This window comes from Flavobacterium sp., from assembly GCF_049590715.1.
GTDB lineage: Bacteria > Bacteroidota > Bacteroidia > Flavobacteriales > Flavobacteriaceae > Flavobacterium.
The window spans coordinates 1-18,373 of the sequence record NZ_JBAWDL010000257.1 but is presented as its reverse complement, the minus strand read 5'-3'; the positions used below and the strand labels follow the sequence as shown (position 1 = coordinate 18,373).

The 18,373-nt window shown below is 32.8% G+C and carries 15 protein-coding genes; 4 read left to right on the top strand and 11 right to left on the bottom strand.

Annotated features, from left to right (window positions below; all coding sequences use genetic code 11):
- Nucleotides 1-6 precede the first annotated feature (6 nt).
- Nucleotides 7-159, top strand: a complete 153-nt coding sequence (locus WBQ70_RS11820; RefSeq protein WP_423914437.1) for a LytTR family transcriptional regulator DNA-binding domain-containing protein — start codon at nucleotides 7-9, stop codon at nucleotides 157-159.
- 223 nt (nucleotides 160-382) lie between these two features.
- Here WBQ70_RS11820 and leuB read toward each other — a convergent pair whose 3' ends face one another.
- From leuB to leuC, 11 genes are all read right to left on the bottom strand, one after another.
- On the bottom strand, nucleotides 383-1,438 hold the full coding sequence (gene leuB / locus WBQ70_RS11815; protein WP_423914434.1) for a 3-isopropylmalate dehydrogenase: 1,056 nt from the start codon (nucleotides 1,436-1,438) through the stop codon (nucleotides 383-385).
- Between the two features lie 107 nt (nucleotides 1,439-1,545).
- Nucleotides 1,546-2,100, bottom strand: coding sequence for a DUF6770 family protein (locus WBQ70_RS11810; RefSeq protein WP_423914431.1), 555 nt, complete (start codon nucleotides 2,098-2,100; stop codon nucleotides 1,546-1,548).
- A 23-nt stretch (nucleotides 2,101-2,123) separates the two neighbouring features.
- Complete coding sequence (locus tag WBQ70_RS11805; protein WP_423914428.1) at nucleotides 2,124-2,690, bottom strand: hypothetical protein; 567 nt, start codon at nucleotides 2,688-2,690, stop codon at nucleotides 2,124-2,126.
- A gap of 310 nt (nucleotides 2,691-3,000) precedes the next feature.
- Nucleotides 3,001-4,476 (bottom strand): DUF6770 family protein, encoded by a 1,476-nt coding sequence (locus tag WBQ70_RS11800; RefSeq protein WP_423914425.1) that lies wholly within the window; start codon nucleotides 4,474-4,476, stop codon nucleotides 3,001-3,003.
- 8 nt (nucleotides 4,477-4,484) lie between these two features.
- Complete coding sequence (locus tag WBQ70_RS11795) at nucleotides 4,485-5,777, bottom strand: M48 family metallopeptidase (protein ID WP_423914423.1); 1,293 nt, start codon at nucleotides 5,775-5,777, stop codon at nucleotides 4,485-4,487.
- A gap of 156 nt (nucleotides 5,778-5,933) precedes the next feature.
- Nucleotides 5,934-7,451 carry an alpha-isopropylmalate synthase regulatory domain-containing protein gene (locus WBQ70_RS11790; RefSeq protein WP_423914421.1) on the bottom strand — a complete coding sequence of 506 codons (1,518 nt, stop codon included), beginning with the start codon at nucleotides 7,449-7,451 and terminating at the stop codon, nucleotides 5,934-5,936.
- A gap of 82 nt (nucleotides 7,452-7,533) precedes the next feature.
- Nucleotides 7,534-8,319, bottom strand: coding sequence for a methyltransferase domain-containing protein (locus tag WBQ70_RS11785; protein WP_423914419.1), 786 nt, complete (start codon nucleotides 8,317-8,319; stop codon nucleotides 7,534-7,536).
- Nucleotides 8,316-8,627: an antibiotic biosynthesis monooxygenase family protein gene (locus tag WBQ70_RS11780; protein ID WP_423914417.1), complete on the bottom strand. Its 312-nt coding sequence runs from the start codon at nucleotides 8,625-8,627 to the stop codon at nucleotides 8,316-8,318. The genes WBQ70_RS11785 and WBQ70_RS11780 overlap by 4 nt, the downstream gene beginning before the upstream one ends.
- A 111-nt stretch (nucleotides 8,628-8,738) precedes the next feature.
- Nucleotides 8,739-9,335: a 3-isopropylmalate dehydratase small subunit gene (gene leuD / locus WBQ70_RS11775; protein ID WP_423914415.1), complete on the bottom strand. Its 597-nt coding sequence runs from the start codon at nucleotides 9,333-9,335 to the stop codon at nucleotides 8,739-8,741.
- Between the two features lie 57 nt (nucleotides 9,336-9,392).
- Nucleotides 9,393-9,746, bottom strand: a complete 354-nt coding sequence (locus WBQ70_RS11770; protein ID WP_423914412.1) for a four helix bundle protein — start codon at nucleotides 9,744-9,746, stop codon at nucleotides 9,393-9,395.
- Between the two features lie 67 nt (nucleotides 9,747-9,813).
- Nucleotides 9,814-11,208 carry a 3-isopropylmalate dehydratase large subunit gene (gene leuC, locus WBQ70_RS11765; RefSeq protein ID WP_423914409.1) on the bottom strand — a complete coding sequence of 465 codons (1,395 nt, stop codon included), beginning with the start codon at nucleotides 11,206-11,208 and terminating at the stop codon, nucleotides 9,814-9,816.
- 723 nt (nucleotides 11,209-11,931) lie between these two features.
- On the opposite strand from leuC, the gene WBQ70_RS11760 reads away from it, so the two are divergent.
- From WBQ70_RS11760 to WBQ70_RS11750, 3 genes are all read left to right on the top strand, one after another.
- Nucleotides 11,932-12,996, top strand: coding sequence for a helix-turn-helix domain-containing protein (locus WBQ70_RS11760; protein ID WP_423914406.1), 1,065 nt, complete (start codon nucleotides 11,932-11,934; stop codon nucleotides 12,994-12,996).
- A 145-nt stretch (nucleotides 12,997-13,141) separates the two neighbouring features.
- Entirely contained in the window at nucleotides 13,142-17,617 is a 4,476-nt protein-coding gene (locus tag WBQ70_RS11755) for a beta strand repeat-containing protein (protein WP_423914404.1), read from the top strand.
- A 403-nt stretch (nucleotides 17,618-18,020) separates the two neighbouring features.
- Nucleotides 18,021-18,373: exonuclease domain-containing protein (locus WBQ70_RS11750; RefSeq protein WP_423914401.1), on the top strand; the 353-nt coding region annotated here is incomplete at its 3' end.

The following is an 18,373-nucleotide window of genomic DNA, read 5'->3' as shown; positions in this document are numbered from 1 at the left end:
AAAACATTGGACTCGGGCATTTTTATTCGGGTGCATCGTTCTTATATTGTCAACAGGAATATGGTTACGGGTCTTAAAGGTAGAGACCTTTCGTTAGGATCAATCCAAATTCCTGTGAGTGATAGTTATTATGAATTGGTGAAACGAGAATTGTTTTAGTGAAAAACATCATAACAACCGAAATAAGAAGTACAATCCTAAATCATAGCCCCGATAGCAACGAAAATCCTTGTGGTGGCTGGCGTTTTGCCACTACAAGATTGCAGTGAATAGCGGGAACTGTCATTGTTAATAGCACTATCATTCTGCTCCTAATAAAACAAAAAAAAGCTACCAACCTTTTTAAAGATTGATAGCTTTTTTGAATTCTATATAGTAACTATTAGATATTTGCAGCTAAATAGTCACCTACTTCTTTAGTACCGTAAGCTTTTCCACCATCGGCTAAATCTTCAGTAACGATTCCAGCTTCTAAAGCTTTGTTTACTGCGTCTCTCATTGCTTTTCCTTCTTCCATTAATCCGAAGTTTTCGAACATCATAGCAGCCGATAAAACAGTAGCCATAGGGTTAGCGATATTTAAACCTGTTGCTTGTGGGTAAGACCCGTGGATTGGCTCAAACAAAGATACCTCAGCTCCCATAGATGCAGATGGCATTAATCCCATTGAACCAGAAATTACAGAAGCTTCATCCGTTAAGATGTCTCCAAACAAGTTCTCAGTAATCAATACATCATAAGAGTTTGGCCATTGCACCAAACGCATAGCAACTGCATCAACAAACTCATAAGAAACAGTTACTTCTGGATACTCTTTTTCCATTGCTTGTACTGTTTCTCTCCATAAACGAGATGTTTCAAGTACGTTAGCTTTGTCCACACAACACAATCTTTTAGAACGTGTCATGGCTAATTCAAAACCTTTTTTGGCCAAACGTTGTACTTCATGTCTTGTATATACACAGTTGTCAAAAGCTGTTTCTCCACCGTCTCTTCTTCCTTTTTCTCCAAAGTAAATTCCTCCGGTTAACTCTCTTAAGAAAACCAAGTCAGTTCCTTCGATACGCTCTCTTTTTAATGGAGATTTATCTAACAAAGAAGGAAATGTAAATGTAGGACGTACATTAGCAAACAAACCTAATTTTTTACGCATCAACAACAAACCTTGTTCTGGACGTACTGGTGCAGAAGGATCGTTATCGTATTTTGGGTGACCAATAGCTCCAAATAAAACAGCATCAGCATTTTTACAAATTTCGTGCGTTGCATCTGGATAAGGTTCTCCTACTGCATCAATCGCAGCAGCACCAGTTAAAGCTGGTTTCCAAGTGATTTCATGTCCAAATTTTTGTGCAATTGCATCTGATACTTTTACTGCTTGATCAATTACTTCTGGTCCGATTCCGTCCCCTGCTAAAAGTGCGATATTTAATTTCATATTGATTGTTTTTGTTTTTGAGCCTTAGGCCTTTGGTAAATTATGTTATCTATTTAATTCTTGCAAAAATATATTATTTTTAAAGAAAACCCGAACAATTCTTTAATTTACTCTCGCTCAAAGTTCAGTTTTTCTAAACGTATTTCCATGTACTTACCAGTTTTCTCTGGGTTTTTAAAGTATTCAACTATACTAACGTAGCCTTCCTTGGTAGGAAATACATTAATACTACTCTCTTTATTAGTCAAAGGCATTTTTTGAATTGTTTCTTTTTTAGATTTATAATAGTAATTTAGAATATTAAGTTCGAGGTTACTATTGTCATTTTTATCAAAAAAGAAATAAGCACGTCCTGTTTTATCAGCTATACGCTGTGAAAAATAATATTTATAACCCATTGTTGATTTGACATTATATTCCGTTGTTTTAACCGAATTAAAATCCTTATCCATCAAAAAAGTATATAACTGAGTATAACTCTTCCCTGTTTGTGTTATTCGAAAAGTCTCTGCTAAGACATAAAAAGTTCCGTCAGGATTCAGATTACATTTTTGATATTTTAAAAATCCATCTCCACTAACTCTTCCGCTCTCACTAATTTTTATATCTTTATAAGTTTCATTTTTTCTATATGAATCTCTAATAATGGTATTGGTTTTCAAATCAATAACTTTTTGAAAAATACCTAAGGACTCTTTAAAATGGGGGTAATTATCTTTGTTTTTTTCGAAAAACTTCCCGCCAATATATAATTTATCTCCATTTGTAAAGGCATATTCACAGTCAACTGTGTACTCGCTTTCAAGGGCTGGTACACTAATTCTTTACCTGTTTTAGCATCTAAAACGACAACATTTGCTTGTAAGACTTCATTTCTACTTCCGTTTCTAAAAAAATTATACAACACAATATAATTTTCATTATAACTTTTTAGAGAATAATAATTTACTGCTTTATCATATTTTCGAGAGTTTTGGTATTCCCAAATTTTAACTCCTTTGGTATTCATTGCACAAAAAGGCACGGTTTTTACCATGAAATCTTTAATAGTGCGCTCTCCATTTACGATCAAAAAACCTGTTTTATCTAATGAATAAGTAGACGAATAACTAGGATTATAATGCACCTCATTAATGTGAACTCCTTTATTAATTACAACATTGTTTTTCAAATCAACAACTTGGTACGTTTTTGGCAAAAAAACAGATTCTTGTCCACCGCTCTTGGCATATTCTACTAAATCAAAAAGCAAATATCCATCTGAATAATTAACATCTAAGACTTTTATGTATCGTTTTGACTTAGAAGCTTGGTCTGTCAGTTCGCTTACACAAATTGAATTGAAGTTTTTGTCTAAAATGGGTATTTGAATGTGTTTTTCAAATTTTCATCAACATTCATCTTACGCACTTCTACATAACCATAAAGCGTTTCGTGGTCATAAATTGGGGAGAAGCTCAAACTCTCCAGCAGTATTTTTAAGTACAGTATAGCTTTGTGCAAAGCCAAAAAGTGAACAAATAACAAAAGTAATAGGGCGTGATTTTTTATTGAATATTTATTTATTTTTCTCTTTCAAAATTTATTTTTTCCAATCGAATTTCCATGTGTTTTCCAGTCTTTTCGGGATTTTTAAAATATTCCGCAATACCTATATAGCCTTCCTTGGCAGGAAATATGTCAATACTGCTTTCTTTATTAGTCAAAGGCATTTTTTGAGCGGTTAGTTTTTGTGATTTATAATAGTAATTCAGGATGTTGACTTCTACTTCTTTATCGCTGTTTTTGTCAAAATAAAAATAAGATCTCCCATAGTTGTTAGGCAAAAGTTGCGTAAAACCAAAATAATGATTTTTGCTACTATTGAAGTCGTACTTTATAGTTTTGACAGGATTAAAGTTTTTATCAAATAAAAAAAAATACGATCTTGAGTCCACTTTATTCCAATTGGTATTCGCAATAACAAGGCTACTACCATCTGGATTTACAGAATATTTTTTAAAATATAAAAAACTCTCATCTTTTATCCTCCCGAATTCGTTAATATTAACATCTTTAAATTCTTGATATTTTATAAATTTATCTTGAATGACTTCTTTTTTATCAATGTCAACTACTTGTTGAAAAACACCAAGAAATTTTTTATAATCATACTCCCCTTTTTTTGACTTTTTAAAGAAACGACCTCCAACATACAACCTATTCCCTTTTATGTAGTGATATTCTCTATATAGCGTATACTCTTTGCTATCAGTAAGACAAAAAATCTCTTTACCCGTTTTAGCATCAATAATTGCTATGTTATATTCTGGAAAAAAAGTAATTATACTTGGCCGATAAAAAGATAAAATCACATAATTTTTATCGTAATCTAAAACATTAATCCTTTGGTCTAAACTTTTTAATTCTTTATCATTACTATACTCCCAAACTTTTTCATTTTTAAAGTTCAAACAATACATTTTGTTATCTAGCTTATTTTTCCCTGAAAAAACTTTTTGCACTATTAGAAAACCTGACTCATCTAAGGAATAACTATTAAATTCTAATTTATCTTTTTTTAGATATTTAAGAGCAACTTCTATAATTTCATCATTATAAATACCTTTGTGCGTTATCTTATTATTTTTAATATCAACTCTTTGATACGTTCTAAACATATCAGGTATTGTATTTTGCGCACTTTGAAAGCTACCTAATACAAACCAACGATCTGAAAATTCAAACTGAATATACCCATTGGCATAAATAGCGTCTAAAACAATACGTCTTTTACTTGGCCACGATTGTTTTTCAACCAAGTCTCCTGTACATATTGTGTTAAAGTTTTTATCCAAAACATAGTATTTGAAAGTAACATTTTTTTCTTCGTCAATATTCATTCTACGCACTTCTACATAGCCATAAAGCGTTTGGTGGTCATAAATTGGCAAAAAGCTTTCAAACTCTCCAGCAGTATTGTTTAGTACAGTATAGCTTTGTGCTTGACTAAGTGATGGGAATAATAATAACAAGAATAGTAGAATCGTTTTTTTCATAATCTGTTTTAATTTTTATAATCTGCTGCTAATTGTTGTAGTTCGGTCTGGGTTAAATTGGTCATAAAACCCAAAAAGTACTGCTGACTTTGTGTGTGTTCTTTTGGATTAACCAGAGGAATGTAGGTATTAAATTTTAATTCCTTTTTTGCTTTTGCCAACTCTTCAAAATCACTAGCAATCATTTCTTTTAAAAAAATATTTTTTGGATCTTTCTCTTTTAACTTTAAAGCATCATATAAACCTAGTCCATAATTTTTTAAATAGTAATTATTAAAGACTTGCTCATAAAAAACATTCTTTTTTAAAGTCGTAAAAAACATTTTGTCAACATAAAAATCTTTAGCGCTAACTTTTACCTCTTTCTTAATCTTCTCAATACGTTGATCACAATTGGGGTGTGTTTTTAAAGAGTCAATATTCCATTTAAAGCTATTCGCTTTTGTGTAACTGTATTTAGAAAAATCTTCCATAACAGTCCATTCTTTGATAAATTTTTGATTTTTGGTCGTAAAATTTTTGGCGTAAGAACCTTTGGGCAAACTATCCTTCTCAATGTCTGAAACAGAGAGGTGATTGAGCAGTTTTATACTCGAATTATTGTTGTAATGTGTGTTTTTAAAATAGAGCATGCCAAGTGAGTCAGCTTCAAACTCATGAGATCGAGACTTACTTTTTCTTGAATAAATCAGTTCTTTGGCAATTTTCTCTGACTTAACTTGTCTGTTGTATTTTGATCTTTTGATATCTTTTTCGGCACTTAAATATTCTTTTGAGTTTTGTAAAAGCACTTTCTTTTGAATGCTTTTATCTCTATGGTTTAATAAAAAATGTGCTATTTCATGACAAAAAACAAACCCGATTTCGGCTTCATCTTCAATATATTTGAGTAATTCTAGGTTGAATATTATTGTACCATCACCAATACTGTATGCATTAGGTTCTGGACTCCTAGAAAAATAAATTTTAATATTTTGGGTTGCCAAACTAGGGTTGCTAGCTACAATTTCTGTTTGTATTTTTTGAGCATACTCTTGCAGTTTATCATCAAAATATAGGGTTTTATTATTTACTGTTTTAGAAAAATCTTCAAATTGTTCGGTATGTATTGCAACAATGTCTTTACTGATTTTTCCAGAAAATTCATTTTTGATTTCTTTTATTTTTTTTTCGTACCTGCTTTCGAATTCTTTTAAGACTTCTTTTCTTTTACTAAAAGAAATGGTGTCATAAGGTTTATAACTTTGTCCGTGAATTACAAAAAACGAAAACAATAAAATTTTAACAAGGAAAGGCTTCATCTAGATGATTAATTTAACAAAGCAAATGTAAGAAAAACTTCAATATAGGTTATTGATATTTTAATTTATTTTTTAAAGTAAATATCCCCCCAAAGACTATAAACCGTATAGGCTATGGGGGGATACCAAGTTAACTTAAGAGATAAGCAGTACTATTTACACCACATTCAACATCTTTTGCGTAGCAATAATTGCAGCCACTGTTTGATCTGAATCTAATCCTCTTGTTTTGAATTCTTTTCTTTCGTTTGTCCAAGTGATGATGGTTTCGCATAAGGCATCAGAGCTACTTCCTGGAGGGATTCTCACTGCATAGTCAATCAGTTTAGGCAAGGCCATTTTTTTAGCTTTATAGATTTTTGCCAAAGCATTCATAAAAGCATCAAATTGACCATCTCCTTGAGCATGTTCTTCGATGATTTCACCGTCTATTTTAAGGCAAAGTGTCGTTGAAGGACGCATTCCCTTAGCATGAGATAAAACATAAGACTCTACCGTTATTTTTTCTTCATACGTATGACTGTCTAAAACATCAGAGATAATATAAGGCAAATCTTCTTTAGTAACAGTCTCTTTTTTGTCACCCAATTCAATGATGCGTTGGGTCACTAATTTTAAATCTTCGTTGTTTAGTTTTAATCCTAATTCTTGAAGGTTTTTTTCAATATTCGCTTTTCCGGAAGTTTTCCCTAAAGCGTATTTTCTTTTTCTTCCAAAACGTTCTGGAAGTAAATCATTGAAATATAAGTTCTTTTTATTGTCACCATCAGCATGAATTCCAGCCGTTTGCGTAAAGACATTGTCACCTACGATTGGTTTGTTCTCAGGGATTCTATATCCTGTAAAAGCTTCCACCAATTTACTCACAGAGTACAACGATGATTCTTTGACACCAATTTCAATTTCAGGCATGAAATCATTAATCACGGCTACCGTACTAGCCAAAGGAGCATTACCTGCTCTCTCACCCATTCCGTTTACTGTAACGTGTAAACCATGTACACCTGCATTTAAAGCCTGCATTACATTGGCAACACTCAAATCGTAATCATTATGTGCATGGAAATCAAAATGAATCGAAGGATATTTAGTGGTAATAGATGATATAAAATCGAAAGTATCCGAAGGAATCAACACTCCCAAAGTATCTGGAAGTAAAATCCTTTTTACAGGCTGTGTGCTAATGAAATCTAAGTATTGGTACACATATTCTGGTGAATGACGCATTCCGTTACTCCAATCTTCTAGGTAAACATTGGTTGCAATTCCATTTTCAGTAGCCAAAGCAATACTTTCAGCAATTTCAGCAAAATGTTGTTCAGGAGTTTTCTTTAATTGATGTACTAAATGATTCATAGAACCTTTAGTTAAAAGGTTTTGAACTTTGGCACCTGACTTTTTCATCCATTCGATAGAAAGTCCTTTATCCACAAAAGTCAATACTTCGATTTTATCGACATATCCTTTGGTTTCTGCCCAAGACATAATTCCTTTAACACCTTCAAATTCCCCTTCACTCACACGTGCCGAAGCAATTTCGATACGATCAACATGTAATTCTTCTAATAATAATTGGGCAATGGTTAATTTTTCTGCAGCCGAAAAAGACACTCCTGAGGTTTGTTCCCCGTCACGAAGTGTAGTATCCATTATTTCAATTTTTCTTTTTTCCATTTTTTTTGTTGTTGCTATTGGCTAATTGCCATTGGCTAGTACATAATTTTTATATTCCATTTGAAAGTAAAATTAGGAACCTTTAAATTTTACCTCTCACTTCATTTAATTTCATTGTCATTGAAATCGCTTCGGCTTCGATCCAATCATTATATTCTTCGATCGATTTCAATCTTAAATTATCATCCAAGTAACCTTCTTCTACCATTTGACTAGAACCAGCTACTTTTGCCCAAATTCCTATTTTGACCTTATTATCTATTGCTGTATAATGCTCGTCGGCATTTATTTTTTCTATCGAATGAAATCCAACTTCTTTTAATAAATCGACCAAATCTTCTCCAATTTTATTATTCATTCCAGCATCTGCCCGCCATTTCAAAAAAGTTTTATAAAATTCTTGCATACTTTCTGGTGGCAACGGATTCCAAATTAATTTGGTATGATCATAATCTAGTATCGAAATTTGTCCGTCTGGTTTCAAAAGAGATTTCATTTTAATCAAAGCTTCTTTTGGATTACTCAACCATTGTAATGTTCTAGCTGAAACAATTAAATCAAATTTAAAACCGGGATTATAATCAAATAAATCAGTATGAATTAATTCTAAATTTAAAACGTTTTGATTGGCTTCTTTTCCGCTCAAAATAAATTTTTCGGTATTATCAATACCTATTACTTTTCCGCTTTCGCCTATAATTTGAGCAATATCTTTAGAAATTGCTCCTGTCCCACAACCCACATCCAAAACAAGCAAGTCTGGCTTCAAAATTTGAGATAGGTGTCTGTAATCATTCTTAAGACTTCTATCATCAAATATTTTTGTTGCTTCTTGAGCTTCTCGCTGAATATGTTTGTTTGGTTTCATTTTATGTTTTTTTTATTCTCCATAACCATTTTGTAATGTTCTACAACTGGAAAAGGATCATAATAATGATGCAATAATTTTTTCCATTCTTGGTATTCAAGTGAAGTTCTAAAACCAATGGTATGGTCTTCTAGCTTTTCCCACTGCACCAATAACAAGTATTGATTTTTATTTTCAATACATTTTTGCAACGAATGATTTAGATAACCTTTAATGCTACTAATGTATTGACTGGCAATTTTGAAATCTGTTTCAAATTCGTTTTCTAAACCGTCTTTTACATGCAGCACCACCGATTCTAAAATCATATTTGTTTATTTTAGTCAAAAAATAATGAAAGCCGAAAGTCTTAAAGTGAAAAATCATAACGAATGACTCCTAACTTTAAGACTCCTAACTTTAAGACTTTTGGACTTGTTTTAGTAAGGTAACTTGTCAGCAAAAGCAACAATGTCTTCTTTGATGTTTGATAAATAATCAATATCATCAAATCCGTTAATCATGTTGTTCTTTTTGTATCCATTGATATCAAAAGATTCTTTTTCGCCTGTAGCTTTCAAAGTAATCGTTTGCTCAGGCAAATTGATTTCTAATTCTGTTTTTGGATCTGCTTCGATGGCAGCAAAGATTTTAGCTGAAAATTCAGCACTTACTTGAACTGGCAAAACACCAATGTTCAAACAGTTTCCTTTGAAGATATCAGCAAAGAAAGAAGAAACAACCGCACGGAATCCATAATCGTAAACCGCCCAAGCAGCGTGCTCACGTGAAGATCCAGAACCAAAGTTCTTTCCTCCAACCAAGATTTTTCCTGAGTAAGTTGAGTCGTTTAATACAAAGTCCGCTTTTGGAGTATCATCTCCATTGTATCTCCAGTCTCTAAAAAGGTTGTCTCCAAAACCTTCACGTTTTGTAGCTTTCAAGAAACGAGCAGGGATGATTTGATCTGTATCTACGTTTTCAATAGGTAGTGGCACTGCACTACTGGTAAGGATATTAAATTTATCGTATGCCATTTTTTTATTTTTTGGCAGTCAGCTTTGGGCTTTGGGCTTTAGGCTAGAACCGCAATATTATTGATTTAACTTAAGTCTTAATTGATAAATTTGTTTTCTTATTTGAATTATTTTACTCTCTAAACTTTGATATACATCGAGGTTTAAATATTTCAAGTCAGAAGTTAGCAATAGTAAATACTCAACTTCAGAACAGGATGCAATTGCAATATTCAAATATCTAGCAAATTCTTTTTCAGAATTAGAACCACAACCTTCGGCAAAATTTGTTGGAATAGAAGAAACTGCTCTTCTCAATTGACTTGTTAATCCAAATAATTCTTCTTTAGGAAAGCCTTTCGTTACCTGATAAATTTCAAGTGTAAATAGATGACCCTCCTGCCAAACATTGTATTTTCTAAAATCTCTCATATTTTTGGCTGTGAGCCTCGGGCTATCGGCTTTGATCTCACAGCCCAAGGCTCATAGCCGATGGCTTTTAAAAAAGCTCTCTTGGATCAGTCAATTTTCCAGTAACTGCTGCTGCTGCTGCCATAATTGGAGACGCTAACAACGTTCTTGAACCTGGACCTTGACGACCTTCAAAGTTTCTGTTAGAAGTACTTACTGCATATTTTCCAGCTGGTACTTTATCATCGTTCATTGCTAAACAAGCGGAACAACCTGGCTGACGCAATACGAATCCTGCTTCAGTCAAAATATCTAAAATTCCTTCTTCTTTAATTTGTGCTTCTACAACGTGAGAACCTGGAACTAACCAAGCGGTAACATTATCTGCTTTTTTACGACCTTTTACAATTTCAGCAAAAGCTCTAAAATCTTCGATACGTCCGTTTGTACAACTTCCTAAGAATACATAATCAATTGTTTTTCCAATCATTACATCATCTTCACTAAAGCCCATATAAGCTAACGATTTTTTGTAAGTCTCAGCACCACCTTCTACTTGATTAGCAGATGGAATATGCTTAGAAATACCAATTCCCATACCTGGATTTGTTCCGTAAGTAATCATTGGCTCGATATCTTCAGCGTTGATGTTTAATTCAGCATCAAATTTAGCATCTTCGTCAGTTTTCAAAGTTTTCCAGTATTCAACCGCTTTAGTCCAAGCTTCACCTTTAGGTGCGTGTAATCTACCTTCTAAGTAATCAAACGTTTTTTGATCTGGAGCAATCATACCACCACGCGCACCCATCTCTATAGAAAGGTTACACACAGTCATACGTCCTTCCATTGTCATCTCTTCAAAAACGTTTCCTGCGTACTCAGCAAAATACCCTGTACCTCCAGAAGTTGTTAATTGAGAAATAATATAAAGTGCCACATCTTTTGGCCCTACACCTTTGCTTAAAGTTCCATTAACGTTGATACGCATTTTCTTTGGCTTAGGTTGCATGATACATTGTGTAGAAAGTACCATCTCTACCTCTGAAGTTCCGATACCAAAAGCAATCGCTCCAAAAGCACCGTGAGTAGAAGTATGTGAATCTCCACAAACAATTGTAGCACCTGGTAGTGTAATTCCGTTTTCAGGACCTACAACGTGTACAATTCCATTTTTTTGATGTCCTAATCCCCAGTGAGAAATACCGTATTCAGCTGAATTATCTTCTAATGCTTGTAATTGATTAGCAGAAAGTGCATCTTCAACTGGTAGATGTTGGTTTATAGTTGGTGTATTGTGATCCGCAGTTGCAAAAGTACGCTCTGGATATAAAACCGAAACGCCTCTAGATTTTAAACCTAAAAAAGCTACAGGACTAGTTACTTCATGGATGAAATGACGGTCAATAAAAAACACGTCTGGTCCATCTTCAATTTTGCGCACCACGTGCGAATCCCATACTTTGTCAAATAATGTAGTACTCATTTTTAATATTTTTTAAGTGTAATTTTATAACTCCAGCATTTCTGGGTGATTATAATAGGCATACAAAAGTAAAAAAAGAATTAAAACCGTCAATTTGGATATTTTATTTTATACGATGCCCAAAAAGACTTTCAACATAGCAACTAAAACTATTTTTTGTTTTTAGGAAAAATAATCCCTTTTTGTTTTAACTTTAATTCTCTCTTTTAATGACTATTAACTTCAAATGCTTTTGTTTTTAATATTTTGCAAATTTATCGTTATTGCCCTATAAAAAAGGCGGTTTAGCTTCTAAAATTATAACAATTTCAATAAAAAAAGTAATAATTAACATTTTTTAAGTTTTCCTATTCTTTCTAATCAATGTGTATTTTTACCAAATATCACCTGACACAAAATAGCTAAAAAACATGTTTCTTTTGTTGAAAATATTACGACATCCAAAGATTTTATTTTTCGACTTTGAGACCACTGTTTTGAATTAATCATCCATTTTCAAGAAGCTGTTTAGTACACTCAATTACTCTCTTTTGTTTGCAATAATATCCTTGTCATGTCAGGTTTTTTTTAAAAACAGTTTATTGCATTTTATTTTATTTTTGGTTAATTTGCAACTAATTTATTCCTGTTTACTGTTGTTGATGGACACCTCATTTAGAAGACATATAGTTTCGGGATAAATTATTGAATTTAGTTAATTATGCAGGCTTTATAACTTAAAATATGATTTTATCAAAATGGTTTCAATTTATCAAGCCTAACTTTAACTTCTATCGTGATGGTTTTTTTGAGTTTCCTTTTTTAGCAAACACTCCTGAAGCATTTATAGAATCTACCATAAACACTCCTGGAAGTAAACATAACATTGAAGAACAAACCGTTTACAGAAACAATCCTTTCATCAAAGGAGAAATGCGTTATAGGAAAATTGACGATGGTTTGTGGTTGACTATCACTAATATAGAATTCAAACACGATACTGTAATTAAATCCGTTTACGCCAAAGATATTCCCAGCGAACATTATTCCATCACCTATACTGTTTTTGAAAGCGAAGTCAAACTTCAAAATATGTTTATCGACAAAGTCCCTTTTCAAAACAAATTTTGGGGCTTTAAAAAACCCGGAGTAGATGTAGGTGCTTGTTTTTACAAGGGATCTAAATGTCAATTTTACATTTACTATGTGAGCCCAAGTTGGATCGAAAAACATATACCATTGGATCAATTGGACAGTAAAATTCCTTTTAAAAAATTTTTAGATTCTGATAAAGGGTTTGTCTCTTATCAAGATATCGTCCCCAATGCAGAAGAATTGTCTCACGAAATATTAAATACTTTTAAAATATTTAACAAAGATGTTTTTAATAAAACAATATTAAAAGCACAAACACTAAACTTATTATCAACCTTTTTTAAGAATGTTTTTAGAGACAATCGTAAGGATTATTATCAAGAAAAAGGCTCTGTTGATTATAAGAAAATTGCAAAATGTGAGTTAATGATTTCAACAAAGTTATCCAAGCCTTTTATGGGGATTGATAGGCTATCTGAAAAATTGAATATCTCTTCGTCAAAATTAAAAATGGATTTCAAATCGGTTTACGGAAAGTCAATACTGCAATACAACATCGATAAAAAAATGCAATTAGCATTACAATTGGTTCAAAATACTCAGATGCAAATTAAACACATTTCCCAAGAAGTGGGGTATGAAAACCCAAGTAAATTTAGTGCTGTTTTCAAAAAAAAGCATGGAAAGCTTCCTTCTGAATTGCGTCCAGAATAATGTGAATTCTTAATTTTATTTTAATTTTCTTCTTGAAAAATGTCCGAATGGGCTATCGATTTGTCCGAATGGGCTACTCGAATTATTTTCTGTGCTATAGCTTTGTCCTTTATATAGATTATTAAAAACAACTAAAATATAAGATATGAAGAAAATCTACTTATTACTAATCTCATTCGTTTTTAGCATCTTATTTACTGCGGTACAAGCACAAACTATTCATTATGTAAAAGAAAATGGTGCAGGAACAAAAGATGGAACTTCTTGGACAAATGCCTCTGGAGATATTCAAGAAATGATTAATGGTGCAGCAGCAAACGACCAAATTTGGGTTGCAAAAGGTACTTACAAGCCAAACAGACCATTAAATAATTTGGGTACTATAGATGCAAATAACGTCAATAATGCCTTTGTTTTAAAAACAGACGTAAAACTCTACGGTGGTTTTATTGGCACAGAAAGTGTGTTATTAGATAGAAGTTTAAACGTAAACACGACAACCTTAAGCGGAGATTTTAATGGTGACGATACCGTTACAGGTTCTGGCAACACTCTAAGTATTGGTAATAATATAGAAAATGCACGTCATGTTTTGTTAAGTGTTGGTAATGTTGGTACCGCATGTTTAGATGGTTTTACCATTATAGGAGCAAGAGCTAGATATGATGGTGGTGGAACTAATGCTTATGTTATAAATGGTGTGTTTGTAAATCAAGAAAGCGGAGGAGGAATGCATATTAGTAATTCTTCACCTATTATAATTAATTGCACATTTACTAAAAATGACGGTGATGAGAGTGCGGGTATCCATGTAACTGATTCATCACCAAATATAACTAACTGTATTATTATTAGAAATACCGCTAGTAATATTACTGGAGGTATTGGTATGGTGCGTTCATCAACTTCCATAAGAAATACTATTTTAACAGAAAACTACGCTGCTAATAGAGGCGGTGCATTAAGTAGCTTGTCTTCTTCTACTGTTAGTTTAATAAACTGTACTATTTATAATAATTTTTCCGCTAACGGAAGTGGCTTTTATGTGTATAATAGCACTACAACACTTTATAATACTATTTATTTTGGTACCGTTTTTAAATTGGGCGGCGATTTACCCGTATTAAAAAATAGTTTAGGAGAAGGTATTTTATATGATGTTAGCGGTAATATTACCACAACCACCACTACAGTTGCAAATCTTTTTAAAGACCCAACCAATGGAGATTATTCTTTAAAAACAGGTAGTATTGCTATAAATACAGGAAATAATACTTTTTATACAGATGCAGGAGGTAGCTTAACATTAGATAAAGATGTAGCAGGCAACAAAAGAGTATTTCAAAATACTATTGATATTGGTGTGTATGAATCTCAAATACCTATTTTAATTCCAGATGCTAATAATATAGTATATGTTAACAAAACTGCCACAGGAACTGCCACAGGAACTTCTTGGGAAAATGCCACAACAGAAGTTGCTTATGCATTGGTTTGGGCTAACATTAACAAAGCAAATTTTACCACAACCCCACTACAAATTTGGGCAGCTGGCGGCACCTATAAACCATTATACAGTCCAGAAGATGGTACAAATTTTGGCACAAACCAAAATAGATTAAATACCTTTTTAATGGTAAAGAATGTGCAAATATTTGGTGGTTTTGCAGGGACAGAAACTATTTTAACCGATAGAAATTTAAGTTTAACAACCAATAAAACTACATTAAGTGGTGATTTTGGAACAGCAGATGTTGTAACAGGTTCCGGTGAATCTTTAAGTATTACAGAAAATGACAGCAATGCTGCACATGTAATTTTAAGTGCTGGTGATGTTGGCACAGCTCTTGTTGATGGTTTTACTATTAGGGGAGGGAATGCTAATTTAAGCAGTACTACTTTAACTGTAAATGGGATTAGCACGCTTTTATATTATGGTGGAGGGATGCTAAATCAGTCTTCTTCGCCAAAAATTAATAACATAAACTTTATTGCAAATACTGCTGATTATGGTGGTGGTATGTTCAATCAATTATCCTCTCCTACTATTTCTAATAGCACATTTGTCAGAAATTATAGTAGTGGCATGATCAATGATGATGCATCTCCAATTATTGCAAACACTAGCTTTATTGATAATAACGGTAGTGATGGTGGTGGAATTGCCAATTTTTATTCTTCACCAACAATCACCAACAGTATTTTTAATAACAATGCTGCCTCTAGAGGAGGTGCTGTGTTCAATTATGATAACTCTTCTGCAACAATTATCAATACCACATTTATTAATAACATTGGAGGTGTTGGTTATGGAGGTGCAATGCAGAATGACTCTTCTAATCCAAAAATCTATAACAGTATTGTGTGGGGAGATATCAGGAATAACAGTTCTACTCCAGAAATCAAGAATAGTCTTATAGAAGGCAGTAATGATCTTACAAATGGCAATATAGATGCTACAAATTTATTAAGCAAAGATATTTTTAATGATCCAACCAATGGAGATTATAGTTTAAACGGTTTTGGTCCAGCTTTAAATGCAGGAGACAACACCCTATACACAGGCACAACTGCTACAGACAAAGACTTAGCAGGCAAAGCTCGTTTATTTGCTGGTATTCCAGATCCAGACGCAATAGATATGGGTGCTTATGAGTATCAAGCAGAACCACTAAAAATTACAGCAACAAATGGTATTTTATACGTTAACAAAACAGCTACAGGGAACAAAACAGGAGATTCTTGGACAAATGCAATCCCACAATTAGCAGATGCATTAGTTTGGGCACATAATAACAAAACAGATTTTACCACAATACCATTACAGATTTGGGTTGCAGGTGGTACTTACAAGCCATTATACAGTCCTGAAGATGGTACAAATTTTGGTACAAACCAAAGTAGAAACAACACATTTTTAATGGTTAAGAATGTACAAGTATATGGTGGTTTTACTGGTACAGAAACTGCTTTAGTTGAAAGAAATTTAAGTTTAACTGTTAATGCAACTACCTTAAGTGGAGACATTGGTACTGTTGATGACAACACAGACAACACCTATCATGTGTTAGTTAGTGCAGGTGATATGGGTACAGCACGTTTAGACGGTTTTACTATTACAGGAGGATATGCTAATAGTACAGATACTTATAAAGTAAATACTAAAGATGCTTACAGTTGTTCTGGAGCAGGTATTTACAATTCGGAATCAAACCCTAAGTACATTAATCTTACAATAAAAGAGAATAGTTGTACCGAATCTGGTGGAGGTATGTTTAGTTATAAATCAACACCGAATCTTCAAAATGTTTCCATAGAAAATAACCAAGCTAAAGATGGTGGAGGTATGGCAAATCAAGATACTTCTTTTGCAACGCTTCTAAATGTAGCTATTAAAAATAATAATGCGAGTCTATATGGCAGCGGATTGTACAATGTAGATCAATCTAATGCCACACTTATTAACAGTTCTATTGTTGGAAATAAAGCGACAATAAATAGTGAATCAGTAGTAGTACCTGTTGGTTGTGCATCTCAAAATTCATCTGTAACTCTAAAAAACAGTATTGTTTGGGATGAAATTACAGGAGATTTTACGGCTCAGTATTCATTGATTAAGAATAAATCGAACACGGGTGATGGTAATATAGATGCCACAGGTTTAACCGATACAACTATTTTTAATGACCCTGCTAATGGTGATTACACCTTAAAAAGCACAAGTCCAGCAGTAAATGCAGGAGACAATAGCCTGTATACAGGTATTCTAGCAACAGATAAAGATTTATCAGGAAATACACGTTTATATGATGGATTCCCTACTGTTGATAAAATTGATATTGGTGCTTACGAATCACAGAAAAACCCTTTCATGCCTACTATTGCGCTTTCTGCGTCAAGCATTGATGAAAATGTAGCAGCAGACACAGAAATTGGAACATTATCTTCTACAGATGTTGGCTCGAATGCGTTTACTTATGCACTAGTTTCAGGAACAGACAATACGGACAATAGTGCTTTTACTATTTCTGGAAAAAGTTTAAAAATTAATGCTAGTCCCGATTTCGAAACAAAATCTTCATATGCTGTTCGCATTGTTACTTCTGATGGAATTTCAACTTTTGAAAAGGATTTCACAATTACTATCAATGATCTATGTGAGATAGATAATACAGTAACTCAGAATTTAGGGATATTAACAGCGAATACTACTGGAGCGAGTTATAAATGGTACGATTGTTTAGACGATTCCGTTGTTGGAACAAATAGTAATACTTTTTCGCCTACAAAAGATGGGGAGTATAAAGTAGTTATAACAGTTGGTAGTTGTGCAGTAACATCAGCTTGTATTGTATTTGCGAAATTAGGAACAACCCCATTTGAAAGTAATTCTGAACTTTTGATTTACCCTAATCCTGCTTCAAATGTGATAAATATCCAATCGGATGTTACAGGTAATTTTATAATTTTAAATCAATTGGGACAAACAATGAAAACCATTCCAGTTGATTCAGATTCGATACAAAAAATAGATGTTAGTTTCTTAGCAGATGGTATTTATTTTATTAAAGAAAATAATAACACTCAAGCTAAGGCTAAAAAAATAATTTTAAAAAAATAAACAAATACCACCAAATGTAATACCATTTAGGTTTAGAATTTATTGTGCCGAAAATTAAGGTTATTATTAAAAAACAAAATTCTAACATAGCAGGGTTACAGTCTAATTTTATTTTGAAAAGGTAAAAGGAAAATTTTATAACCGTAAATTCTAATCCTAAATGGTATAAAATTTGTGTTTAATTTTTAAGTCTCTGGTTTCAAATGAAAACAGAGACTTTTTTTTACAAAAAATTCAATTGTAGTAGTTAAAATATAAAAAGCTCCTTTTTTGACTTAAAAAAAACCTAAATTTGAAGTTCTACTATTTTGTGTTTGAATACTATTTATAGTTCAAAAAATCAACCACTTAAGGTTGCGCAAATCGGGGGATTTAGATTTTTTAATTTGTTTTTTATAAAAGTATGTACTTAATATTCGATACCGAAACTACGGGATTACCTAAAAACTGGAATGCTCCTATCACCGATTCTGATAACTGGCCTCGCTGTATTCAGATTGCATGGCAGTTGCACGATGAAATGGGAAATCTTGTTGAGCATCAAGATTATTTAGTACAACCTGATGGATTTAATATTCCCTATGATGCAGAACGAATTCACGGAATTTCGACTGAACTAGCTCAAGCCGATGGTATCACGCTTGCGGAAGTTCTAGAAAAATTCAATATCGCTTTAAGCAAATCCAAATTTATTGTGGGTCAAAATCTAGGTTTTGATGTCAATATTATGGGTGCTGAGTTTCATCGAATGGGAGT